This is a genomic window from Catellatospora paridis, assembly GCF_009720365.1.
Lineage (GTDB): Bacteria > Actinomycetota > Actinomycetes > Mycobacteriales > Micromonosporaceae > Catellatospora > Catellatospora paridis.
This window is the reverse complement of record NZ_WBZD01000044.1, coordinates 58,224-80,981: the sequence shown is the minus strand read 5'-3', so window position 1 is coordinate 80,981 and position 22,758 is coordinate 58,224. Positions and strand designations below refer to the sequence as shown.

Below are 22,758 nucleotides of genomic sequence, written 5' to 3'. Positions count from 1 at the left end.
GCAATTTGCTGCTGGGATCAGCTGCGGGGGAGAGCGAGGGAGACGGCGCGATGAAGGCCGTTGGGGCGGCCGGGGGAAGCGGCGGGCACGACCAGGGCGGCGCAGCCGGCATTGACCGCGCCCGCGTCGGCGGGGGTATCGCCGATCATGAGGACGCGCTCGGGGTCGACCGACAGCAGGCCGCAGGCCCTCAGGAAGATCTTGGGATCGGGCTTGGTGCAGCCCACCTCGTACGACAGGACGAGCGTGTCGAACAGTGCGGTCAGCCCCCAGGCGTCCAGCAGCGGTCGCAGGTCGAAGCCGATGTTGCTGACCAGCGCGGTGCGCACCCCGGCGGTCCGCAGGGTCGTCAGCGTGTTCATCACATCGGGGTACGGCGTCCAGCCGGCCGGCGTCAGCACCCGGGCGTAGAGGGCGTCGGCCAGCCCGGGGACGTCGTTGGGCACGGTCGCGGCCAGCCCGGTGTACACCTGACGGTGGGCGTGCTCGTACAGGTCGCGGTCGGCCCACGCCTCGGCCAGCTGCGGGGGCACCCGCACCGGGGGCGCCACGCCCGGCAGCGCACCGGCCGTGGCCAGCCGGTCGGCCAACACCGTGGCCTTGCCGCGGTCCAGCGTGACGCCGCAGTCGGCGGCCGCGGCGCTGACCCAGGCCACCGGGTCCACGGTCGTGGCCAGGGTGCCGTGGAAGTCGAAGAACACGGCGTCGAGGGCACGGTGACCGTCGATCCGTGCCGGGTGGGCGTACGGCTGCGGCGGGGACTCGGGCACGTCAGCAGGATACCGACCTGCGCCGACTGGCCTCTTTCGCCTAGCCTTTGCGGTATGACGAGCCCCGCCGAGCGGCGACCCGGCACCGGGTCGGACGCCGGAACCGCCCGACCAGCGACCACCTCCGAAGGCCGTAAGACCCCCGCCGCCTCCCCACTGGTCGACGAGTTCGCCGCCGGGCTCAGCTTCGCCCTGGACCCGTTCCAGCGGACCGCGTGCGCGGCGCTGGAGCGCGGCAGCGGCGTGCTGGTGTGCGCGCCCACCGGCGCGGGCAAGACCGTCGTCGGCGAGTTCGCCGTGCACCTGGCGCTGCAGCAGGGTCGCAAGTGTTTCTACACGACGCCGATCAAGGCACTGTCCAACCAGAAGTTCCACGACCTGGTGGCTCGCTACGGCGCGGACAAGGTCGGCCTGCTCACCGGGGACAACTCCATCAACGGCGACGCGCCGGTGGTCGTGATGACCACCGAGGTGCTGCGCAACATGCTCTACGTCGGCTCGTCCGCGCTGACCGGACTGTCGTACGTGGTCATGGACGAGGTGCACTACCTGGCCGACCGGTTCCGCGGCGCGGTGTGGGAGGAGGTCATCATCCACCTGCCCGCCTCGGTCACGCTGGTGTCGCTGTCGGCGACCGTGTCCAATGCCGAGGAGTTCGCCGACTGGCTGGTCACCGTACGCGGCCGGACCGAGGTCGTGGTGAGCGAGCACCGTCCGGTGCCGCTGTGGCAGCACATGCTCGTCGGCAAGCGCATGTACGACCTGTTCCACGACTCCGAGGCGGCCCGCGCCCACGAGGTGCACCCTGAGCTGCTGCGGCAGACCCGGGAGATGGCCCGCCGGATGGACGCGGTCGACCTGCGCCGCGGGCGCGGCGGCCGGGGGCGGCGCGGGCCGGGCCCGAACCGCCCCGAGATCGTCGACAAGCTCGACGGCGAGGGGCTGCTGCCGGCGATCCTGTTCGTGTTCAGCCGGGCGGGCTGCGACGCGGCCGTGCAGCAGTGCCTGCAGTCGGGCATGCGGCTGACCTCGCCCGAGGAGCGCACCGAGATCCGCCAGGTGGTCGAGCGGCGTATCGCGAACATCCCCGGTGAGGACCTGGCCGCGCTGGGCTACTGGGACTGGCTGGACGGGCTGGAGCGAGGCCTGGCGGCCCACCACGCGGGCATGCTGCCGGCGTTCAAGGAGGTCGTCGAGGAGCTGTTCGTCCGCGGACTGGTCAAGGCGGTGTTCGCCACGGAGACGCTGGCGCTGGGCATCAACATGCCGGCCCGCTGCGTGGTGCTGGAGCGGCTGGTCAAGTACAACGGCGAGGCCCACGTCGACCTGACACCGGGGGAGTACACGCAGCTCACAGGCAGGGCAGGGCGGCGCGGCATCGACGTGGAGGGCCACGCGGTCGTGGTCTGGGGGCCGGAGGTGGACCCGCGCCACGTGGCCGGTCTGGCCTCCACCCGGACGTATCCGCTGCGGTCGAGCTTCCGGCCGTCGTACAACATGGCAGTGAACCTGGTCGGCTCGGTCGGCGCGGCGCGTGCCCACGACCTGCTGGAGTCGTCGTTCGCGCAGTTCCAAGCGGACCGCTCCGTGGTCGGCCTGGCCCGCCAGGTGCAGCGCAACAACGAGGTGCTGGCGGTGTACGACACCGAGCTGGCCTGCGAGCACGGCGACTTCGCCGAGTACTTCGCGCTGCGGGTGGCCATCGCCGACCGGGAGAAGCAGCTGACCCGCAACAGCCAGCAGGAGCGCCGCGCCGCCGCGGTCGAGTCGCTGGAGCAGCTCAAGGTCGGTGACGTGATCAAGATCCCGTCCGGCAAGCATTCGGGCCTGGCCATCGTGCTCGACCCCGGCGTGGGCGGGTTCGGCGAGCCGCGCCCGGTGGTGCTGACCGAGGACCGCTGGGCGGGGCGCATCTCGGCCGGCGAGTTCGCCGGGACGGTCGAGGTGGTGGGCCGGGTGCGGGTGCCGCGCCACTTCAACCACCGCGCCCCGGCCGAGCGGCGCGACCTGGCCTCCTCGCTGCGCAACCTCGACGTGGCCCGGGGCGCCGGGCGGCGCCGCCGCGGCGGCAACGGCAGCCACGAGGACCGCGAGCTGCTGGCGCTGCGCAAGGCGATGCGGGCGCACCCGTGCCACGCCTGCCCGGAGCGCGAGGACCACGCCCGCTGGGCCGAGCGCCGGCAGCGGCTGTTCCGGGACACCGAGAACCTGCGCGACAAGGTGAGCAACCGCACCGGGTCGCTGGCACGGGTCTTCGACCGCATCTGCGAGCTGCTCACCGAGCGCGGCTACCTGGGTGCCGACGGCGAGGTGACCGCGCCGGGCCGGATGCTGGCGCGGATCTGGACCGAGGCCGACCTGCTGGTCGCCGAGTGCCTGCGCACCGGGGTGTGGGAGGGCCTGGAGCCGCACGAGCTGGCCGCGGCCGTCTCCGTGGTGCTCTACGAGGCCCGCCGGGACGTGGACGAGCAGGCGTCGGTGCCGCGCGGTCCGGTGGCCTCGGCCGTCGATGCGACCGTGCGCACCTTCTACCAGCTGGGCGTGGACGAGCGGCGGCTCGGCCTGACGCAGACCAAGGAGCCGGATCTGGGCTTCGTGTGGCCGATGTACCGCTGGGCCAAGGGCGAGCCGCTGGCGAAGGTGCTGGCCAGCGGGCACAGCCTGGACGGCGACATGCCGGCGGGCGACTTCGTCCGCTGGGCGAGACAGGTCATAGATCTTCTCGGACAGATTGCCGACGCGCAGGGCGCGCCGTTGTCGCTGCGTGAGACCGCGCGGACGGCAATGGACGCGGTCAATAGAGGGGTACTTGCGTATACTGCGGTCGTCTGACCGAGTTGCCAGGGCAAACACTCTTCCGGGATCATGCGAAAGCGAGCGCCGCTCACTGTATGCGAACCGAAGGGGTCGACCGCCATGGCCGACGTGTATCACTTCACCCACGGACTGGTGACGCCCGGTGTGGCGTACGCGCTGTCCATCCTCGGCTCGTCGTTGGGCCTGATCTGCACGGCCCGCATGCGCACCGCGACCACCGGCAAGCAGCGATTCTGGTGGATCGTGCTGGCCGCCTGGGCGCTGGGCGGCACGGCGATCTGGGCCATGCACTTCATGGCCATGCTGGGCTTCAGCGTGGCCGGGGCGCAGATCCGCTACGACATCCCGTGGACCGCGCTGAGCGCGCTGGTCGCGATCGTCGTCGTCGGCCTCGGCCTGTGGATCGTCGGGTTCGGTAAGCCGAACGTCGGCCGCATCGTCGTCGGCGGCGTCTTCACGGGCGTCGGCGTGGCCGGCATGCACTACCTGGGCATGTTCGCGATGCGGCTGGACGGGGAGGTGTCGTACGACGCCGGCCTGGTCGCCGCCTCGGTGATCATCGCGGTGGTGGCCGCGACGGTGGCGCTGTGGTTCACCGTCGTGCTGAGGCGGCCGCTGGCGATCGCCGGTGCGGCCCTGCTGATGGGCGTCGCGGTGTGCGGCATGCACTACACCGGCATGGCCGCGATGTCGGTGCGGCTCACCGCGCCGACGCTGGGCGGCGGGGCCGGCGGCACGTCCGCGGCGAACCTGCTGGTGCCGATCGGCGTGCTGGTCCTGCTGGTGATCGGCGGCCTGGTCTTCTCGATCGGCGCGGCCCCCACCGAGGAGGACATGGCCGCCCGCGAGTACCTCGACCGGGTGCAGGCCGCCCGCGAGGAGGCCGCGATCGGGCAGCAGCGCGGCACCGTGCGCCGTCCCACCGCGTTCACCCCGCGCGGAAAATGAACGCCCGACCCGTCGGCTGACTTCGCAGACCGCCCGTGCCGCCACGGTGGCTCGGGCGGGCTGCTGCCGTTTGCGCCGCCGGGGTCGCGGCCGTCGGGGCGGCCGCGTGCGCGGTGGGTGTCCGGGCCTTGTGGCAGGCTGTCAGGCATGACCGCACCCCTGCTCGCCATCGACGCGCCGAGCCTGTACTTCCGCGCCTTCCACGGTGTGCCCGCCAAAGCGGCGATGGCCCCGGACGGCACCCCGGTCAACGCGGTGCGCGGTTTTCTCGACATGGTCACCACGCTGGTGAAGGGCCGCCGGCCGGGGCGGCTGGTGTGCGCGCTGGACTACGACTGGCGGCCCGCCTGGCGGGTGGCGCTGATCGGCACGTACAAGACGCACCGGGTGGCCCCCGCGGGCGGCGAGGAGGTGCCCGACGAGCTGGTGCCGCAGGTCGACCTGCTGCTGGAGGTGCTGGACGCGTTCGGCATCGTCGCCTACGGGGTGGACGGCAACGAGGCCGACGACGTGCTCGGCACGCTCGCCGCGACCCAGGCCGCGCCGGTCGAGGTGGTCTCCGGCGACCGTGACCTGTTCCAGCTGGTCGACGACACCCGCGGGGTGCGGCTGCTCTACGTCGGGCGGGGCGTGGCCAAGCTGGAGGACTGCGACGAGGCCGCGGTGCTGGCCAAGTACGGCGTCCCGGCGGGCGGCTACGCCGACTTCGCGGCGCTGCGCGGCGACCCGAGCGACGGCCTGCCCGGCGTGGCGGGCGTGGGGGAGAAGACCGCGGCCCGGCTGATCGAGCGCTACGGCAGCCTGGACGCGATCGTCGCGGCGGTGGCCGACCCGGCGGCCGACTTCGCGCCGGGCCTGCGCACCAAGCTGGAGGCGGCCGCCGGCTACCTGGCCGTCGCGCCGAAGGTGGTCCGGGTGGCCACCGACCTGAAGCTGCCCGAGCACGACCTGACCCTGCCCGCGGCGCCGCGCGACCCGGACCGGCTGCTGGCGCTGGCCGAGCAGTGGAACCTGGCGAGCCCGTGCCGCCGGCTGGTCGACGCCCTGGCGGGCAACGCTGCGGGCAACGCCGGGTAAACGCCCGTCGCCGAGTCGGCATGGACCTCCGCTTCCGCGGGCATACCCTGGGGATGCGGAGGCTGACAGTGACTGACATCGACGGCGACCGGCGGCCGGAGCCGACGGAGGACCCGGACGAGCGGTGGAACCGCAACTACTCGGAGCTGCTGCAGGAGCTGCGGGTGGCACAGACCGGCGTGCAGATCCTGTTCGCGTTCCTGCTGACGCTGCCGTTCTCGGTGGGCTTCGAGAAGATCAACGGCACCGAGCGGGTGCTGTACGTGGTCACGTTCGTCTGCAGCGCGCTCGCCGCGTCCCTGCTCATCGCCCCGGTCAGCTACCACCGGCTGTCCTTCCGGGAGGGGCGCAAGCCGCAGATCGTGCGCACCGCGCACGTGCTGGCGCAGTTCGGCCTGTTCTTCGAGATGACCGCGATCGTGCTGGCGATCTACCTGGTGGTGGACGTGGTGGCGGGGGTGCGCTGGGCGGGCTTCCTGGGCGGCGGCATGGCCCTGATCTACATCCTGCTCTGGTACGTGCTGCCGCTGGCCACCAAGCCGTCGCAGCCGGGCGACTGAGCCCGGACATACGGGAAGCCCGGCTTATCTCACTTATGAGATCGGTCGGGCTTCACTTCTCAGGTTAGACCGGCATATCCGTCATGTCAACTCTTGGCCTGGATTATTTCTTAGCCTCGCCGCGGTGGTGCGCGACGACCACCGGGCACCCCGCGTGGTGGATCAGCGCCTGACTCACGGACCCCAGCAGCAGGCCGGTGAACCCGCCCAGTCCCCGGCAGCCGACCACCACCAGCAGCGCGCCCATGGACTGCTCGGTCAGCGCGGCCGCCGCCGACGACTCCATGGTGATCCGCTGCAGGTCGACGTGCGGGTAACGGTCGTGCCAGCCCGCCACCGCCGTCTCCAGCACCGACTCCTCCTGGGCGCGCAGCGTGTCGACGTCGTACACGAACGGCATCCCCGCCGCGCCGGTGGTGATCGGTCCCAGCCAGGCGTGCACGGCGGTGATGCCGCAGCCGCGCCGGTCGGCCTCGTCGAAGGCGAACGCCAGCGCGGCGCCCGACTGCGGCGAGCCGTCCACGCCGACCACGATCCGGCCCACCGCGCCCACGCCCGCCTGCTCCGGAGCGGCCGGCGGGCGCACCACCGCGACCGCGCACCGGGCGTGCATGGACACCTGCAAGCTCGTCGAGCCGAGCATCAGGTCGTGGAATCCGCCGTGCCCCCGGCTGCCGACGACCACCACGGCCGCCGATGCCGACTCCCTGATCAGGCCGTGCGCGGGATCGTCGCGCAGCACCTCGCTGGTGAGGGTGATCTCCGGCCGCATCGCGCGGACCTCGGTCATCGCGTGTTCGGTCACCGAGTGGCCCGCCGAGGAGAGGGCCGCCTCCGCGACGCCGTCGCCGAGCCGCGGCCCGGGGTCCTCGCTCACGTAGACGATCTTCAGGGGCAGTCCGCGCAGTGCGGCCTCGTCGGCTGCCCAGCGCAGCGCCGTCGTGGCGGCCGGTGAACCGTCCACGCCCACCACGATCGGCCCGGTCAGCCCGACGCCCATGGCCCGCCTCCCTGCCCCCTCAACTCACTTCCACTATGTCCTTTCCCGCCCCCGTCTGGTCGGAAACGGCGCCGTCGGGGTCCCCGCAAGATCGGTGTTCGGTGTCAAGACCTCGGGTCTGACCGCAGTTTTCGACACGAGACGCCGATCTTGACCGGTGGGCGGAGGGACGCCGGGAACCGGCCGGGCGGATGCACCTAACGACCGTTAAGCTGGCTGCATGCCCAGCGTTACCCGACTGCTTCCCACCCCCGAAGCACACGACCTGCTCGAACTCACCCGCGAGATCGCGGACAAGGAGCTCGCGCCGCACGCCGACGACTTCGAGGCGCGCGGGGAGTTCCCCCGCGAGCTGATCCGCACCCTGGGCCGCTCCGGCCTGCTCGGCCTGCCCTACTCCGCCGAGTACGGCGGCGCGGAGCAGCCGTACGAGGTCTACCTGCAGGTGCTGGAGATCCTCGCCAGCCGCTGGGTCGCCATCGCCGAGACGGTCAGCGTGCACACCCTGGCCTGCTACCCGCTGGCCCACCACGGCACCGCGGAGCAGCGCGAACGCTGGCTGCCCGACCTGCTCGGCGGCGAGCTGCTCGGCGCGTACTGCCTGTCCGAGCCCGCCGGCGGCTCCGACGCGGCCAACCTGGCCACGAAGGCGACGCGCGACGGCGACTCCTACCGGGTGAGCGGCACCAAGGCGTGGATCACCCACGCGGGCGTGGCCGACTTCTACAACGTCTTCTGCCGCACCGGCGGCCCCGGACCGAAGGGCATCTCCTGCCTGCTGGCTCCCGCGGACACGCCCGGCCTGAACCCGCAGACGCGGGAGAAGACCATGGGCCTGCGTTCGTCGCCGGTCGCCCAGATCGCGTTCGACGACGCGGTGGTGCCCGCCGAGCGGCTCATCGGCGGCGAGGGCGAGGGTTTCCGGATCGCGATGGGCGCGCTGGACTCGGGCCGCCTGGGCATCGCCGCGTGTGCGATCGGTCTGGCCCAGGGTGCGCTCGACTACGCGGTCGGCTATGCCCGGGAGCGGGTGCAGTTCGGCAAGCCGATCATCGACCTGCAGGGTCTGGGCTTCATGCTGGCCGACTCGGCGACGCAGATCTCCGCGGCGCGGGCGCTGATGCTGCACGCGGCCCGGCTGCGCGACGCGGGCCTGCCGTACTCGATCGAGGCGGCCAAGACCAAGTTGTTCGCCACGGACATGGCCATGCAGGTCGCCACCGACGCGGTGCAGGTGCTCGGCGGGGCCGGCTACGTGGCCGACCACCCGGTCGAGCGGTACTTCCGCGAGGCCAAGGTGCTGCAGATCGTCGAGGGCACCAACCAGATCCAGCGCATGGTGATCGCCCGGTCCCTCGCCAAGGACTGACCCCTTTCCGCGTACGCCGATCCGGATCGTGGCCCGCGCCACGAACCGGATCGGCGTTTCCTGTTGTGCCCGGCCCGACCTGGTGGTGTAATTCCTACAAAGCCGCTAGGAAAAGCAGGTGATCTGAAATGATCGTCGCCACCGGGGTCCGGGCCGACCATCTGAGCACGGCCCGCCGACTGGCCGACAACCCCGCCGACTGGCCGGTCGCGCCGCGATTCGACCCGGTGCAGCGCTGGTATCACCGGCTGCTCGCCGGGTCCGGCGTCGAGGCGTGGCTGCTGACCTGGCTGCCCGGCCAGGAGACCGACCTGCACGACCACGGCGGCAGCGCGGGCGCGTTCGTGGTGGTCTCCGGCACGCTGACCGAGCGCACCGTGACCGGAGCCGACGGCTCCGCCGCGCTCACCGGTCGCGCACTGAGCGCCGGCGCGGCCCGCCAGTTCGGCGAGCACCACGTGCACCAGATCGTCAACGCCGGCCCGGAGCCCGCCGTCAGCGTGCACGTGTACGGGCCCGAGCTGACGAGCATGACCCGCTACCGGCTCCAGCATGGACGGTTGCTGGTGGCGGCCGTCGATCGGGCGGGAGCACAGTGGTGAGCGTGCAGACCGAATCGATCGCGCCCGCCGGATCGCGCGGCATCGACGAGATCCTCGCCGCGGCCCGTTCCCGGCTGGACCGCCTCGACGCGGCGCAGGCCGCGGCCGCCCAGGGGGACGGGGCGCTGCTGGTGGACATCCGGCCCGCCGCGCAGCGTGCCGCGCACGGCGGCATCCCAGGCGCGCTGATCGTCGAGCGCAACGTCCTCGAATGGCGGTTCGACCCGCGCAGCGACGCCCGGCTGCCGGTCGCCGGCCGGTACGACCTGCCGGTCGTGGTCTTCTGTCAGGAGGGTTACACGTCGTCGCTGGCGGCGGCGGCGTTGCAGGACCTGGGCCTGCACCGGGCCACCGACCTCGCGGGCGGCTTCGCCGCCTGGCAGACCGCGGGCCTGCCCACCACCCCCTGACCAGCCCGCCCCCACCCGCCGCGACTCCTGACGACTCGCGGCTACCAGGCCGGGACGACCTCGCGACTCTTCAAGAGTTGTGGCAGGCGAGTCCGGCCCGCGGCCGGAGGTGGCCGGTTCGGCTGAGTCGTTCCCGGTCACTCGGAGGAACCCGTTGGGCGCATGTGCTGATCTTGCGGGAGCGCTGCGACCGTGGCAGGCTGCCGGGAGCGCCGTCGCCGAGGAGGAGGGCACGACATGGCCGTCGACCCCCAGACGCTGGTCGAGGAGTGGGACGCCTGGCGTGCCGCCCGTGAGCAGGAGCTGCGTGAACCGCACGGCTGGCTGAGCCTCACCGCACTGCACTGGCTGCCAGCCGAGGAGGTCGCGCTGCCCGGCGTGCCGGCGCGCTGGGGCGTGCACGCCGACGGCGCGCTGCTGCTGGCCGACGTCGCCGACGGGCTCAGCCATGCGGGTGAACCCGTCGAAGGCGACCTGGTGCTCAGCCCGGTCGAGGGCGGCGCCGGCATCACGCTCGAACACGGCGACCGGCTCATCGAGATCATCCAGCGCGGCGGGGCGTACGCCCTGCGCGTGCGAGACCCCCAGGCGCCGACCCGGACCGGCTTCACCGGCGTGCCGATGTTCGCACTCGACGCGCGCTGGGCGCTGGACGCGGTCTTCGAGGCCTACGACACGCCTCGCCCGGTAACCGTCGGCGCCGTGATCCCGGGGCTCACCCACGACCAGATCGCCCGTGGCGTGCTGCGCTTCGAGCTCGACGGAGCGCAGCTGGCGCTGACCGCCATGGACGCCGGTGACGGCAGCCTGTCCGTGCTGTTCCGCGACGCGACCAGCGGCTTGTCGACGCACGGCGGAGCCCGCTCGCTGTCGGTGCCCGAGCCGGGCATGGACGGCGCGGCGGTCGTCGACTTCAACCGCGCCGTCAACATGCCGTGCGCGTTCACCGAGTACGGCACGTGCCCGCTGCCGCCGCCGGAGAACGTGCTGGCCATCGCGGTGGAGGCGGGGGAGCGTACGCCCCGCTGAGCCTCACCAGTGCTGGCCGCCGTGCCCGGAGGCCAGCGCCTCGGCGTGCGCGCGGCTCTTCTTGAGCTTGCGCGGGATCCGTTCCTTCTTGTGCTTGCCGTTCTGGTGTGAACTCAGCCCGGCCAGTGCCGTGTAGCTGTCCTCGGTCGCCTGGGTGCGGCGGCGCCGGTACGCCATCACGGCGCCCACGCCCGCGGCCGCCGCGGACACCAGCCCGGCGGTGATCCAGCTGATCTTGCTCGTTGCCATCGCCCTCTCCTTCGTGCCGCCCGCGGAACGTGGACGGGCCGCCGAGCCGCGAGCGTGGCGGCGCACCGGACGAGCCATGTTCCGCTGCTCGACCATAGCCCGAAGGGAGCAGATATGAGGCGATTTGCGCATTCGGCTACGCCGCCCGACCACCACTCGGGTCGCAGACGACTCCGCCCCCGGCTGCCGGGCAGCCGGGGGCGGAACACCGCGAGGGACGCGGATCAGGCGGGGTTGACCCCGAGCACGTCGACGACGAAGCGCAGCGGGCCGGGCAGCCGGGAGTCCGGGCCGTCGCCGTACGCCAGGTTGGACGGGATGTCGAGCTGCACCCGGCTGCCGACCTTCACGCCGACCAGACCCTGGTCCCAGCCGGGGATGACCTGGCCGACCCCGATGGTCACCGGGTACGCCTGCTTGCTGTCCCAGGACGCGTCGAACTGCTCGCCGGTGGGGTACTTGACGCCGACGTAGTTCACCGTGATGTTGTCGCCCGACTTGACCGTGGCACCCTTGCCCTGGATCAGCGTGGTGACCTTCAGCTCCTTCGGGGTGCCCTCACCCTTGGTGACCACCGGCTTGGTGCCCAGCGCGGGGTCGGCGCCCGGGGGCAGCGGCGGGAACTTCGCATCGGGCGCGGGGGCATTCGGGTCGGCGGGGGCGTTGGGGTCCGCCGCCGGGGTCGTACCGGGGCTGGCCGAGGCGTTGGGCTGCGCGGCCGCGGAGTTGTCGCCACCGTCCTTGAACACCACGAAGGCGAAGCCGATCAGCAGGATCGTGCCGAAGAACGTGCCGAGCATGCCGTACACGATCTTCCTGCGCTTGGCCGCCCGTGCCGCGGCGACCCGGGCCTCCCGCCGCTCCGCCTTGGTCGCCCGCCGGGCTTCCGTCTGGTCCTTCACCTGTCCGCTCACGAATCCTCGAATCTCCGCCGACCGTCATGTCTGTCGTGTGGCACCTGCCACGGCTGGGCACACGCTACCGGTTCACGCGCCGGTCCGCGCGCGTCACTGCCCGGCGATCCGGTGCGGCTCGTAGGGCTTCTCCAGCGCGGCCACCTCGTCCGCGCTCAGCGTGAGGTCCAATGCCGCCACCGCGTCCTCCAGATGCTGCGGTCTCGTCGCGCCGACGATCGGCGCGACCACGCCCGGCCGGCTCGCCACCCAGGCCAGCGCGATCTGGGCGCGGGGCACGCCGCGCTCACGCGCGATCCGGCCGACCTCGGCGATCACCGCCCGGTCGGCTGCCTCGGTCGCGGCGTACAGGCCCTCGCCGAAGGCGTCGTCCTGGGTGCGCGCGGTGACGGTGTCGGGCTCGCGGGTCAGCCGGCCGCGGGCCAGCGGGCTCCACGGGATCACGCCGATGCCCTCGTCGAGGCAGAGCGGCAGCATCTCCCGCTCCTCCTCGCGGTAGATCAGGTTGTAGTGGTTCTGCATGGTGGCGAACCTGGTCCAGCCGTGCGCGTCGGCGGTGTGCAGGGCCTTGGCGAACTGCCAGGCGTACATCGAGGACGCGCCGAGGTAGCGCGCCTTGCCAGCCTTGACGACGTCGTGCAGCGCCTCCAGGGTCTCCTCCAGCGGCGTGTGCGGGTCGAACCGGTGGATCTGATACAGGTCGACGTAGTCCGTGCCGAGCCGGCGCAGGCTGTGGTCGATCTCGGTCATGATCGCCTTGCGGGACAGGCCGCGGCCGTTGGGACCCTCGCGCATCGGACCCCACACCTTGGTGGCGATGACGACCTCGTCGCGATCGGCGAAGTCGCGCAGCGCCCGGCCCAGGATCTCCTCGCTGCTGCCCAGCGAGTACACGTTGGCGGTGTCGAAGAAGTTGACCCCGAGCTCCAGCGCCCGCTTGATGAACGGGCGGGACTCGTCCTCGGGCAACGTCCAGGTGTGGCTGCCGAGGTTCGGCTCGCCGTAGCTCATGCAGCCCAGACTCAGCCGGGACACGTCAAGGCCGGTGCGGCCCAGCTTCACGTACTCCATACCGTTTGATCCTTCACGCTCGGGCGGTGACCCGCGACAGGTCCGCGAAGAAACCCGGGTAGGTCTTCGCGACGCACCGCGGATTGTCGATCTCGATGCCGGGCGAGCGCAGGCTCAGCAGCGACAGGCTCATCGCCATCCGGTGGTCGCCGTACGTGTCGAAGCGCGTCGGCGCGGGGCGGCCCGGCCGGACGGTGAAGCCGTCCTCATGCTCGGTCGCGTCGATGCCGGCCCGGCGCAGCTCGGTGACGACCGCGGCTAGCCGGTCGGTCTCCTTCTCACGGATGAAGCCGATGCCGCGCACCCGGGTCGGCCCGTCGGCGTGCACCGCCACCGCGGCCAGGGTCTGCGCCGTGTCGGAGATGTCGGCCATGTCGACGTCGACGCCGCGCAGCGGGCCGCCGCCGGTCACCGTGATGCCGTCGGCGGTCCGCGACACCCGCGCGCCCATCCGCTCCAGCACGTCGGCGAAGCGCACGTCTCCCTGCAGGCTGCCCGCGCCCAGCCCGGCCACGGTGATCCGCCCGCCGGTGATCGCCGCCGCGGCCAGGAAGTACGACGCGGCGCTCGCGTCGGGCTCGATCGCGTACTCGGCGGCCCGGTAGCGGCCCGGGGCGACGCCCAGCCCGTCGGCTCGCACGCCGAACGCGGCCATCACCGCGGCGGTCATGGTCACGTACGGCACCGAGACCAGCGGCGAGGTCAGCTCCACGGCCAGCCCGTCGCGCATCAGCGGCCCCGCCATCAGCAGCCCGGACAGGAACTGGCTGGACAGGTGCCCCGGCAGCGGGACCCGGCCGCCGTGCACCGGGCCGGTCACGGCCAGCGGCAGCCGGCCCGCCTCGGCCGGTTCCTCGACCCGCGCCCCGAGCGTGCGCAGCGCCTCGACCAGCGGGCCGAAGGGTCGGGCGCGCAGCTGTGCGTCGCCGTCGAGCACCCCGCGCGCCGGGCGCAGCGCGAGCGCGGGAAGCACGAAACGGGAAGTGGTGCCGGACTGGTTGGCGTGCACCGTCACCGGCCCGGTCGCGGCACGCGGATCGGTGCCCCGCACCGTCACCTCGGCCGCTTCTTCGTCGGCCGTGACGTGTGCGCCCAGCGCGGCGACCGCGCCCAGCATGGCCCGGGTGTCGTCGGCGAACAGCACCCCGGTCAGCGTGCTCGTCCCCTCGGCGAGCGCGGCGCACAGCAGCGCCCGGTTGGTGATGCTCTTGGAACCCGGCAACCGCACCGTGGCGTCCGGCGGCTGCTCCACCGGCGACAGTGCGATCACGGACGGCAACGAGGTCTCAGACACGGCCGCCAGTATGCGCCGCCGACGACCTTGGCAACGCCCGCTGACCACGCACTGAGATCACCCGCACTCATGATCGCGACGATCTTGCGCGAACTGTTGCACTTATGGGGCTTTCGAGTGTGCCATCCCCACCGTCCACGCAAGATCGTCGCAGGTCAGGGGGTGGCATCGCCTGTCAGGGGGTGGCGGAGCGCCAGGCGGTGGTGGGGAGGGGGTGGAGGCCGGGTGGGTAGGTGGAGCCTTCCGTGATGGTCCAGGCGAGGGAGGCGATCATCAGGGCTTCGGTGGTGTCGAAGACGTTGAGGCTGTCGCCGTCGCCGGCGACCAGGTTGGCGATGCGGCCGCCGGCGAAGAGGAACAGTTCGCGGTCGCCGTAGCGGTGGGCGGTGAGGTGGGGGATGACGGGGCGGCCGGGGCCGAGCGCGTCGACCTCGATCTCGTCGTCGGTGTGGCCGGAGTTGAGCAGGAGGCAGCCGTCCTTGGCCTGGCCGAGCAGGCGGGCGGGCACCGAGCCGGGGCGGCCGGTCGCGGTGACGACGACGTCGGCGTCGGCGATCAGCTCGTCGACCGTGCCGACGCGGTAGCCCTCGTAGGAGGCGACCGCGCGGCGGGACGGGTCGGGTTCGGCGACGAGGACCTGCGCGCCGTACGCCCGCGCGGTGCGAGCCAGCCCCGCGCCCACCTCGCCGTAGCCGACCACCAGCACCGACTTGGCGTGCAGCGTCACGTTGGTGCGCGCGGTCAGGGTGGCCCAGGTGCTGGTCCCGACGGCGAAGCGGTTGTGCAGGACCGTCTTGAGCGGCACCGCGTCCAGGTCGAACACCGGATGGCGCACCTCGACCCGGAACAGCCGGTCGACACCGGTGCGGGTGACCTCGACACCGGCCGACAACCCGGTGTATCCCGCCCGCGCGGCCGCGGTCATCACCACCGCGCCCATCTCCAGTGCGTGCGTCGGGGCCCACTCCACACACGCCGCGGCCGCCCGCTCCTCCTCGGCGAACCGGGTGAACGCCGTCTCCACGCCCTCGGCGTGCAGCCAGCCGACCACGTCCCACTGCGTGGTGTGCGGGTTGGCGGGCACGACCGCCACCTGCGCGCCCGCCCGCACGAATGCCTCGATCGCCAGCAGGATCTTCAGGTCCAGGTGCACGGTGCAGGCCAGCCGCACCCCGTGCATCGGCGGCAGGGCCGCCGCCGTGCGCGCGGTCAGCACCATGTTGCGGCGGGCCCACGCGATGCGCTCGTCGAGCGGGACCGCCTGCCACGCGGTGGGCGCCTGCGACGCCTGCGACACGGGGTCACCGGTCCGGATAGAGGATCTTCGCGAGCTCGCCGAACAGCGGCGTCGCATGGTCGGTGTCCAGGGCGGACCGGTTGACCTCGACCACGATGACCGCCCCGGTCTCCGGCAGGTAGAACATCGCCGTGTTGTAGCCCAGGATGGTGCCGTTGTGGCCGAGCCAGCCGCCCCAGTCGGCGATGCCCAGCCCGTACGACACCTGGGCGCCCTGGGCCAGCGGCACCGTCTGCAGCCGCTCGCGCTGCAGGCGCTCGCTGATCAGCGCGCCGTTGGCCAGTTCCGCGGCCCAGATGCGCAGGTCGCCCAGGTTGGACGTCATCGCCCCGGCGGCCCCGGCGTAGCCGGGGTTGGATTCGGTGACGTCGCGCAGCGTCTCGCCGTCACCCGGGTCGGGTGTCTCGTCGTAGCCGCGCGCGTACGGCGGTTCGAGCGCGGGGGTGGTCGGGTAACCGGTCGAGGCCAGCCCGAGCTTGTCGACGATGCCCTCCTCGATCAGATCGCCGATCGCCCGGCCGGTGACCCGCTCGACGACCGTCTCCAGCAGGATGTAGTTGGTGTCCGAGTAGTGGAAGCCCTTGCCCGGCGGGAAGTAGGGCTCGTGGTTGCGGGCGATGTCGAGCGCGTCGCGCGGCCCGAAGGAGCCCGCCGGATCGGCCTGGTAGCGCTTCTGGAACTCCGGGTCCTCGGTGTAGTCGTAGACGCCGGCGGTCATGTTCAGCAGCTGCCGGATCGTGATCGCGTTGCCGTCGGGCCAGTCGACGTACCGGCTGAGCGGCTCGTCCAGGCCGATCAGCCCGCGGTCGACCAGTTGCAGCACGGCGGTCCCGGTGAACGTCTTGGTGATGCTGCCGACGCGGAACCGGTCGGCGGCGTTCATCGTCCGCCCGGTCTCCTGATCGGACACGCCGATCACGCAGATCCAGCTGCCGCGGCCCGGCACGAACACCCCGGCGGCGATCCCGGGAGACTTCGCGTCGGCGCGGGTCTTGTCGACGGCGGCGCGCATCCGGTCGCGCTCGTCTGTCGAGAAGCCGAAGGCCGCCTGCGGGCAGCCGTCCGGGCCCGCCGCGCGGGCCGGGAACAACCCGATGGTCAGGGTCAGCACGGCCGCGGCGGCCAGCGCCGCCACCATGTGCCAGGTCTTCACACCCGTTCCCCCGTCCTTTCGGGGCGCAGCCCGTCCGGGGCACAGCTGTCGGGCTCAGTTTACCGGCGACGTATCCCTAACATGGACAAAACGCCATGGCGTGTACCCGACGCGACCAGGACCTCAGCGCCGCGACCGTGCACCCGTCGGCACTGGCCGGCTGAGCTCGCGGTATCCGCTGCGCGGCCTGACCGGCGCTCGCCGGGCGGCCGTGTCACAGTCCGCCATGGACGCCGCGGTCATCGGAGGAATTCGTGCCGTCACGGCATAGTTGCGCGCAGTGTAATTTTGCGCACTGCGCAAGATTATGCGAGGCTGCGTGGCATGAGCACCGTGTCCCCACCCGTACGCATGAACCACCGCGAGATCCTGGAGTCCCTGAGCGGGCTGCTGCTCGTGCTGTTCGTCGCCATGATCAGCTCGACCATCGTGTCGACCGCACTGCCGCGCATCGTCGGCGAGCTGAACGGCACCCAGACGCAGTACACCTGGGTCGTCACGTCGACTCTGCTCGCCGCGACCGCCACCACGCCGGTGTGGGGCCGTCTGGCGGACATGTTCAGCAAGAAGCTGCTCGTCCAGATCGCCATCGGCATCTTCGTGCTGGGCTCGCTGATCAGCGGCTTCGCCCAGGACACTCCGCAGGTCATCGCCGCGCGCGCGGTCCAGGGCATCGGCGTCGGCGGCCTGCAGGCCCTGGTGCAGATCGTGATCGCGGCGATGATCCCGCCGCGCGAGCGCGGCCGCTACAACGGCTACCTCGGCGGCGTGATGGCCGTGGCGACGCTGGCCGGGCCGCTGCTCGGCGGCCTGATCGTGGACACCTCGTGGCTGGGCTGGCGCTGGTGCTTCTTCATCGGCGTGCCCATCGCCGTCATCGCCTTCTTCCTGCTGCAGTTCACCCTGCACCTGCCGGCGGGCGCCCGGTCGAAGGGCAAGGTGGACTACCTCGGGGCAGGGCTGATCGCCGTCGGCGTGAGCACGCTGCTGATCTGGGTGTCGTTCGTCGGCAACTCGTTCGCCTGGCTGTCCTGGCAGACCGCCGACATGGTGCTGTCCGCGCTGGTCGTGCTCGGCCTCGCCGTGGTGGTCGAACGCCGTGCCGAGCGGCCCGTCGTGCCGCTGGACGTGATCCGTCAGCGGGTGCCCGCCCTCGCCATCCTCGCCAGTCTCGCCGTGGGCATGGCGATGTTCGGCGGCGCGGTGTTCCTCGGCCAGTACTTCCAGGTCGGGCGCGGGTACACGCCGACTGAGGCGGGTCTGCTCACCATGCCGCTGATGCTCGGCGTCCTGATCTCCTCGACGGTCACCGGCCGCATGGTCACCAAGTCCGGCAAGGTCAAGCCCTACATCGTCACCGGCGCGATCATCCTGGTCGCCGGGTTCCTCGGGTTGTCCTTCATCGACCACGCCACACCGCTGCCCGTGCTCAGCGTGGGCATGCTGCTGGTCGGTCTCGGCGTCGGCATGACCATGCAGAACCTGGTGCTCGCGGTGCAGAACACCGCCGCCATGAAGGACCTGGGCGCGGCCACCGGCGCGGTCACCTTTTTCCGCTCCCTGGGCGGCACCATCGGCGTGTCCGTGCTCGGCGCGATCCTCGCCGAGCGGGTCAAGACGAGCATCCTGTCCCACCTCGCGGCAGCGGGCCTGCCGGCCGGGGCGGGCGGCGGATCGCTCAACCTCCAGGCCCTGCCCCCCGCCGCCCAGGCGATCGTGCGGGAGGCGTACGGCGACGCCACCGGCCACATCTTCCTGGTCTCCGCTGCCATCGGCGTCGTCGGCGTCATCGCCGCGCTGGCCCTGCCGAAGATCACGCTGCGGTCAAGCGTCGACCTGCCCGCAGCCGAGCCGGAGTCCGCGCCCGCGCTGGCCAAGGTCTGACACTCATCGCGCATGAACACCCGGGACGGTGCGGGCTCAGGGAGGAAGCGGACATGTCCTGGGGCGCGCTGACGGCCGGGCTGCTCGCCTTGCTGACGTCGGTACTGGCCAGGCGCCGGTGCCGGCCGCGGCCGGTGCCGCCACCGGGCCCGACGGCGCCCGCCGCGTGCGTGCCGGCGCGCGGTCGAGGCGGACGTCCGACCCGCGGTCGGACGCGGCCGGCGAGGGCAGCCCGGCGGCCGCGCAACCGCAACGCCGCCGGGGCGCGGTGACGGTCAGACCGTGGTCGTCGGCTGCCCCGGCCGCAGGGTGGAGAAGCTGGTCTCGATCTCGGCGTGGTGAGAGACGTACGAGCGGCCCGGCCACGACCCGGTGCGCGGCATCGACGTCACCGCGACCCGCCGCCGCATCCGGGTCGAACGCGAGCTGCCCATGAAGGATGCGTATCGCACCCTGATCGAGCAGGTCGCCGTCGGGCTCAGTCCAGCGCCTTGATCGCCGGGATGATCGTCTCCCCGTATGCCGCCAGCGTGCGGTCCATGTCGTCGTGCTGGAGGTAGACGGCGAACTGGTCCACGCCCAGCTCCTTGAGCCGGGTCAGCTTCTCGATGTGGGCCTGGGCGGGGCCGAGTACGCAGAACCGGTCCACGATGTCGTCGGTGACGAACGCGGTGTGCGCGTTGTCGGCGCGGCCGTGCTCGGCGTAGTCGTAGCCCTGCCGGCCCTTGATGTACTCGGCCAGCGCGTGCGGGACCGCGCCGCGGTCGCCGTACCGGGCGACGATGTCGGCGATGTGGTTGCCGACCATGCCGCCGAACCAGCGCACCTGGTCGCGCTGGTGGGCCAGGTCGTCGCCGACGTATGCGGGCGCGGCGACGCAGATCTTGACCGCGGCCGGGTCGCGCCCGGCCTGCTCGGCGGCGCGCCGCACGTGTTTGATCATCCACTCGGTGATGTCGAGGTCGGCGAGCTGCAGGATGAAGCCGTCGCCCACCTCGCCGGTCACCTTGATCGCCTTGGGGCCGTACGCGGCGACCCATACCTCCAGGGCCGACTCCTTGACCCAGGGCAGCTGCATCTCGATGCCGCGGTGCGTCGCCTCGCGCCCGTTGGCCAGGGCGCGGATCACGCCGACGGCTTCGCGCAGGTGCGCGATGTCGACCGGGGGCAGGCCGAGGGTGCGGCGGGCGGAGTCGCCGCGACCGATGCCGCAGATGGTGCGGTTGCCGTACATCTCGTTGAGGGTGGCGAAGGTGCTGGCGGTGACGGTGACGTCGCGGGTGCCGGGGTTGGTCACCATCGGCCCGACGATCACCCGCTTGGTGGCGGCGAGGATCGCGCTGTAGATGACGTAGGGCTCCTGCCACAGCAGGTGCGAGTCGAACGACCACACGTGGCTGAACCCGGCCGCCTCGGCCCGCTGGGACAGTTCGATCACTCGCCGCGCGGGCGGGTCCAGCTGGAAGACGACCCCGATGTCCACTGTGCGCTTTCCTTTCGAGCTGACGTCTGAGCTGCTGACCGGGGGTGGCGAGTTCCTTCAGAGCAGGTAGGTGGAGAGGCCTCGGGGGAGGTAGCGGCCGTGGCCTTTGTGGCCGTGGAACTCGTTGTTCGCGACGAGGACGGTGCCGCGGGAGATGACGGTGTCGACCCTGCCGGCGATCTCGTAGCCCTCGTAGGCGGAGTGGTCCATGTTCATGTGGTGGGTGGCGACGCTGATGCGGGTGCGGCCGTGGGGGTCGTAGACGACGATGTCGGCGTCGGAACCGGGGGCGAGCACGCCCTTGCGGGGGTAGAGCCCGAACATGCGCGCCGGGGTGGTGGCGAGGGTTTCGACCCAGCGGGACAGGGAGAGCTTGCCGTCGACGACGCCCTGGTAGAGCAGGTCGACGCGGTGTTCGACGCCGCCGATGCCGTTGGGGATCTTCGAGAAGTCGCCGAGGCCGAGTTCCTTCTGGTCCTTGAAGCAGAACGGGCAGTGGTCGGTGGAGACCACGGCGAGGTCGTTGGTGCGCAGGCCGCGCCACAGGTCCCGCTGGTGCGGCTCGTGCTTGGAGCGCAGGGGAGTGGAGCAGACCCACTTGGCACCCTCGAACCCGGGTGCGCCGAGCTGGTCTTCGAGAGTCAGGTACAGGTACTGGGGGCACGTCTCGGCGAAGACGTTGCGGCCGGTGTTGCGGGCTGCCGCGACCGCTTCGAGAGCCTGGCTCGCCGACAGGTGGACGATGTAGAGCGGGGTGCCGCCGGCGACCTGGGCCAGGGAGATTGCGCGGCGGGTGGCTTCGGCCTCCAGCTCCGCCGGGCGGGTCAGGCCGTGGTTGATCGGGTCGGTCTCGCCGCGGGACAGGGCTTGGCCGATGAGGACGTCGATGGCGATGCCGTTCTCGGCGTGCATCATAATCATGGAGCCGTTGTCGCGGGCCTTCTGCATGGCGCGCAGGATCTGGCCGTCGTCGCTGTAGAAGACGCCGGGGTATGCCATGAACAGCTTGAAGCTGCTGATGCCCTCGGCGTCGACCAGCGAGTCCATGGCTTTCAGCGACTCGTCGTCGACCCCGCCGATGATCATGTGGAAGCCGTAGTCGATGTGGCAGTTGCCGTCGGCCTTGGCATGCCAGGCGGCCAGCCCGTCGGGGACCCGTTCACCGGTGCGCTGCACCGCGAAGTCGACGATGGTGGTGGTGCCGCCGAACGCCGCGGCGCGGGTGCCGGTCTCGAAGGTGTCCGAGGCGGCGGTGCCACCGAAGGGCAGCTCCATGTGGGTGTGCACGTCGACCGCACCGGGGATGACGTACTTGCCGCTCGCGTCCACCACCTGTGCGCCCTCGACGGGCGGGGTGCTGTCCGGCGAGAACAACCCGGCGATCTTCTCGCCCTCGACCAGCACGTCGGCGGGATGCGCGCCGGTCGCGGTGACGACCGTGCCGCCCTTGATCAGCAGGTACACGCCGTGCCTCCTCAGTCCTGGGTCAGCGGGCCGTAGGCGTCGGGGCGGCGGTCGCGGTAGAACTGCCAGCGGTCGCGCACCGTCTCCAGCAGGCCCAGGTCCAGGTCTCGTACGAGCAACTCCGGCTGGTGCGCGTCGGCCGTGTCGCCGACAAACGCTCCCTCGGGATCGACGAAGTAGGAGGTGCCGTAGAAGTCGTCGTCGCCCAGGTCCTCGATGCCGACCCGGTTGATCGCCCCGATGAAGTACTCGTTGGCCACCGCCGAGGCCGGCTGTTCCAGTTGCCACAGGTAGGACGACAGACCCCGGCTGGTCGCCGACGGGTTGAACACGATCTGCGCTCCGTTGAGCCCCAGCGCCCGCCAGCCTTCCGGGAAGTGCCGGTCGTAGCAGATGTACACCCCGACCTTGCCCACCGCGGTGTCGAACACCGGGTAGCCGAGGTTGCCCGGCCGGAAGTAGAACTTCTCCCAGAACCCCTTCACCTGCGGAATATGGGTCTTGCGGTACTTGCCCAGGTAGGCGCCGTCGGCGTCGACGACCGCCGCCGTGTTGTACAGCACGCCGGGCTGCTCCTGCTCGTACATCGGCAGCACCATCACCATGCCCAGCTCACGAGCCAGCGCCTGGAACCGCTCCGTCGTCGGACCGGGGATCGACTCGGCGTAGGAGTAGTACTGCGCGTCCTGGACCTGGCAGAAATAGGGGCCGTAGAACAGCTCCTGGAAACAGATCACCTTCGCGCCCTGCGCGGCGGCCTGGCGCGCGTACTCCTCATGGGCCTTGATCATGGATTCCTTGTCACCGGTCCAGGTCGTCTGGACCAGCGCGGCACGGATCACGCGCGACATGCGGCACCTCCTGCGAGCCTGTTGAGCCGGTACTCCAGGTAACCAGGCGAAGTGTGCCGGTGTGCCCCGACGTGCCGGATAAGCAAGCATAATCTGCGCGAATGCCGCGAAGTCCTGCGGGCGCTGTCCGGGTCGCCCGGCGAAAGTGCAGGTGGCGCGTAATGGGGCTGCGGGCGGCGGCCGGTGCCGGAAGAATGTCGCGCCATGAGTCGAGAAAGCTCATCGCTGCCCGAGTGGATGCGCAAGGACGCCGAACCCGCGCGCACCACGCTGTACTGGCGGGTCTCCCAATGGCTGGGCAGGCGATGGTGGTTCGGCGGCGTCTTTCGGGCGGTGCGCGACCGGCCCCGGGTGTCGCTGCGCTTCCCGCGCACGTACGCCGTCGTGGCGTGGCTGCTGGCCGTCGTGATCGCATTCTTCTTCGGCTACAAGATCATCGAGTACTACAACCTGATCATGATCGGCGCAGTGTAGCGATCGGCTCAATGGAGTATTGCCATATGTCTCTGTGGCGCT

The 22,758-nt window shown here is 71.6% G+C and carries 22 protein-coding genes; 10 read left to right on the top strand and 12 right to left on the bottom strand.

What is annotated here, in order from left to right; genetic code table 11:
* Positions 1–17: 17 nt before the first annotated feature.
* Positions 18–770 (bottom strand): HAD family hydrolase, encoded by a 753-nt coding sequence (locus F9C41_RS39000; RefSeq protein ID WP_155391874.1) that lies wholly within the window; start codon positions 768–770, stop codon positions 18–20.
* Between the two features lie 54 nt (positions 771–824).
* On the opposite strand from F9C41_RS39000, the gene F9C41_RS38995 reads away from it, so the two are divergent.
* The 4 genes from F9C41_RS38995 (at position 825) to F9C41_RS38980 (ending at position 6,172) form a co-directional block, all read left to right on the top strand.
* Positions 825–3,602, top strand: a complete 2,778-nt coding sequence (locus F9C41_RS38995) for a DEAD/DEAH box helicase (RefSeq protein ID WP_155391873.1) — start codon at positions 825–827, stop codon at positions 3,600–3,602.
* A gap of 84 nt (positions 3,603–3,686) precedes the next feature.
* Positions 3,687–4,535 carry an MHYT domain-containing protein gene (locus F9C41_RS38990; protein WP_155391872.1) on the top strand — a complete coding sequence of 283 codons (849 nt, stop codon included), beginning with the start codon at positions 3,687–3,689 and terminating at the stop codon, positions 4,533–4,535.
* A 147-nt stretch (positions 4,536–4,682) separates the two neighbouring features.
* Positions 4,683–5,612 (top strand): 5'-3' exonuclease, encoded by a 930-nt coding sequence (locus tag F9C41_RS38985; RefSeq protein WP_155391871.1) that lies wholly within the window; start codon positions 4,683–4,685, stop codon positions 5,610–5,612.
* Positions 5,613–5,680: 68 nt separating this feature from the next.
* Positions 5,681–6,172, top strand: a complete 492-nt coding sequence (locus F9C41_RS38980; RefSeq protein ID WP_230690347.1) for a DUF6328 family protein — start codon at positions 5,681–5,683, stop codon at positions 6,170–6,172.
* A gap of 103 nt (positions 6,173–6,275) precedes the next feature.
* Here the strand turns inward: F9C41_RS38980 and F9C41_RS38975 are convergent, their stop codons facing one another.
* Complete coding sequence (locus F9C41_RS38975; protein WP_155391869.1) at positions 6,276–7,172, bottom strand: universal stress protein; 897 nt, start codon at positions 7,170–7,172, stop codon at positions 6,276–6,278.
* 220 nt (positions 7,173–7,392) lie between these two features.
* On the opposite strand from F9C41_RS38975, the gene F9C41_RS38970 reads away from it, so the two are divergent.
* From F9C41_RS38970 to F9C41_RS38955, 4 genes are all read left to right on the top strand, one after another.
* Positions 7,393–8,541, top strand: a complete 1,149-nt coding sequence (locus F9C41_RS38970) for an acyl-CoA dehydrogenase family protein (RefSeq protein ID WP_155391868.1) — start codon at positions 7,393–7,395, stop codon at positions 8,539–8,541.
* A gap of 128 nt (positions 8,542–8,669) precedes the next feature.
* Positions 8,670–9,143: a cysteine dioxygenase gene (locus F9C41_RS38965; protein ID WP_155391867.1), complete on the top strand. Its 474-nt coding sequence runs from the start codon at positions 8,670–8,672 to the stop codon at positions 9,141–9,143.
* Positions 9,144–9,145: 2 nt separating this feature from the next.
* Entirely contained in the window at positions 9,146–9,553 is a 408-nt protein-coding gene (locus F9C41_RS38960; RefSeq protein WP_155391866.1) for a rhodanese-like domain-containing protein, read from the top strand.
* Between the two features lie 237 nt (positions 9,554–9,790).
* Positions 9,791–10,582, top strand: a complete 792-nt coding sequence (locus F9C41_RS38955; RefSeq protein ID WP_155391865.1) for a DUF1684 domain-containing protein — start codon at positions 9,791–9,793, stop codon at positions 10,580–10,582.
* A 3-nt stretch (positions 10,583–10,585) separates the two neighbouring features.
* Here F9C41_RS38955 and F9C41_RS38950 read toward each other — a convergent pair whose 3' ends face one another.
* The 6 genes from F9C41_RS38950 to F9C41_RS38925 form a co-directional block, all read right to left on the bottom strand.
* Positions 10,586–10,831: a hypothetical protein gene (locus F9C41_RS38950; protein WP_155391864.1), complete on the bottom strand. Its 246-nt coding sequence runs from the start codon at positions 10,829–10,831 to the stop codon at positions 10,586–10,588.
* A gap of 224 nt (positions 10,832–11,055) precedes the next feature.
* Positions 11,056–11,745 (bottom strand): FKBP-type peptidyl-prolyl cis-trans isomerase, encoded by a 690-nt coding sequence (locus F9C41_RS38945; protein WP_230690346.1) that lies wholly within the window; start codon positions 11,743–11,745, stop codon positions 11,056–11,058.
* A gap of 93 nt (positions 11,746–11,838) precedes the next feature.
* Positions 11,839–12,816: an aldo/keto reductase gene (locus F9C41_RS38940; RefSeq protein WP_155391863.1), complete on the bottom strand. Its 978-nt coding sequence runs from the start codon at positions 12,814–12,816 to the stop codon at positions 11,839–11,841.
* Positions 12,817–12,829: 13 nt separating this feature from the next.
* A complete protein-coding gene (gene aroA, locus F9C41_RS38935; protein ID WP_230690345.1) occupies positions 12,830–14,110 on the bottom strand; it encodes a 3-phosphoshikimate 1-carboxyvinyltransferase in 1,281 nt (426 codons plus the stop codon).
* A 175-nt stretch (positions 14,111–14,285) separates the two neighbouring features.
* Positions 14,286–15,407, bottom strand: coding sequence for an NAD(P)-dependent oxidoreductase (locus F9C41_RS38930; protein ID WP_155391862.1), 1,122 nt, complete (start codon positions 15,405–15,407; stop codon positions 14,286–14,288).
* A gap of 4 nt (positions 15,408–15,411) precedes the next feature.
* Positions 15,412–16,560 carry a serine hydrolase domain-containing protein gene (locus F9C41_RS38925; protein ID WP_155391861.1) on the bottom strand — a complete coding sequence of 383 codons (1,149 nt, stop codon included), beginning with the start codon at positions 16,558–16,560 and terminating at the stop codon, positions 15,412–15,414.
* Positions 16,561–16,884: 324 nt separating this feature from the next.
* Here F9C41_RS38925 and F9C41_RS38920 point away from each other — a divergent pair, with 324 nt between their 5' ends.
* Positions 16,885–18,444 carry an MDR family MFS transporter gene (locus F9C41_RS38920; RefSeq protein ID WP_155391860.1) on the top strand — a complete coding sequence of 520 codons (1,560 nt, stop codon included), beginning with the start codon at positions 16,885–16,887 and terminating at the stop codon, positions 18,442–18,444.
* Positions 18,445–18,719: 275 nt separating this feature from the next.
* Here F9C41_RS38920 and F9C41_RS38915 read toward each other — a convergent pair whose 3' ends face one another.
* The 4 genes from F9C41_RS38915 to F9C41_RS38900 are packed head-to-tail and all read right to left on the bottom strand — an operon-like array spanning position 18,720 to position 22,242.
* Complete coding sequence (locus tag F9C41_RS38915) at positions 18,720–18,878, bottom strand: hypothetical protein (RefSeq protein ID WP_155391859.1); 159 nt, start codon at positions 18,876–18,878, stop codon at positions 18,720–18,722.
* Positions 18,879–18,922: 44 nt separating this feature from the next.
* Positions 18,923–19,927 carry a TIGR03842 family LLM class F420-dependent oxidoreductase gene (locus F9C41_RS38910; RefSeq protein WP_155391858.1) on the bottom strand — a complete coding sequence of 335 codons (1,005 nt, stop codon included), beginning with the start codon at positions 19,925–19,927 and terminating at the stop codon, positions 18,923–18,925.
* A gap of 57 nt (positions 19,928–19,984) precedes the next feature.
* The gene (gene hydA / locus F9C41_RS38905; RefSeq protein ID WP_155391857.1) at positions 19,985–21,391 is read right to left on the bottom strand and encodes a dihydropyrimidinase; all 1,407 of its coding nucleotides are present in this window, start codon (positions 21,389–21,391) and stop codon (positions 19,985–19,987) included.
* A gap of 11 nt (positions 21,392–21,402) precedes the next feature.
* Entirely contained in the window at positions 21,403–22,242 is an 840-nt protein-coding gene (locus F9C41_RS38900; RefSeq protein WP_155391856.1) for a nitrilase-related carbon-nitrogen hydrolase, read from the bottom strand.
* A gap of 204 nt (positions 22,243–22,446) precedes the next feature.
* On the opposite strand from F9C41_RS38900, the gene F9C41_RS38895 reads away from it, so the two are divergent.
* Positions 22,447–22,716, top strand: a complete 270-nt coding sequence (locus F9C41_RS38895; protein WP_155391855.1) for a hypothetical protein — start codon at positions 22,447–22,449, stop codon at positions 22,714–22,716.
* The last annotated feature ends 42 nt before the right edge of the window (positions 22,717–22,758 follow it).

Bases quoted from the DNA above. Each gene is read 5' to 3' on its own strand.
- F9C41_RS38970 (WP_155391868.1), top strand. From the start codon at position 7,393: ATGCCCAGCGTTACCCGACTGCTTCCCACCCCCGAAGCACACGACCTG.
- F9C41_RS38920 (WP_155391860.1), top strand. From the start codon at position 16,885: ATGAGCACCGTGTCCCCACCCGTACGCATGAACCACCGCGAGATCCTG.
- F9C41_RS38985 (WP_155391871.1), top strand. From the start codon at position 4,683: ATGACCGCACCCCTGCTCGCCATCGACGCGCCGAGCCTGTACTTCCGC.
- F9C41_RS38895 (WP_155391855.1), top strand. From the start codon at position 22,447: ATGAGTCGAGAAAGCTCATCGCTGCCCGAGTGGATGCGCAAGGACGCC.
- F9C41_RS38950 (WP_155391864.1), bottom strand. From the start codon at position 10,831: ATGGCAACGAGCAAGATCAGCTGGATCACCGCCGGGCTGGTGTCCGCG.
- F9C41_RS38915 (WP_155391859.1), bottom strand. From the start codon at position 18,878: ATGGGCAGCTCGCGTTCGACCCGGATGCGGCGGCGGGTCGCGGTGACG.
- F9C41_RS38975 (WP_155391869.1), bottom strand. From the start codon at position 7,172: ATGGGCGTCGGGCTGACCGGGCCGATCGTGGTGGGCGTGGACGGTTCA.
- F9C41_RS38995 (WP_155391873.1), top strand. From the start codon at position 825: ATGACGAGCCCCGCCGAGCGGCGACCCGGCACCGGGTCGGACGCCGGA.
- F9C41_RS38940 (WP_155391863.1), bottom strand. From the start codon at position 12,816: ATGGAGTACGTGAAGCTGGGCCGCACCGGCCTTGACGTGTCCCGGCTG.
- F9C41_RS38990 (WP_155391872.1), top strand. From the start codon at position 3,687: ATGGCCGACGTGTATCACTTCACCCACGGACTGGTGACGCCCGGTGTG.
- F9C41_RS38965 (WP_155391867.1), top strand. From the start codon at position 8,670: ATGATCGTCGCCACCGGGGTCCGGGCCGACCATCTGAGCACGGCCCGC.
- F9C41_RS38900 (WP_155391856.1), bottom strand. From the start codon at position 22,242: ATGTCGCGCGTGATCCGTGCCGCGCTGGTCCAGACGACCTGGACCGGT.
- F9C41_RS38955 (WP_155391865.1), top strand. From the start codon at position 9,791: ATGGCCGTCGACCCCCAGACGCTGGTCGAGGAGTGGGACGCCTGGCGT.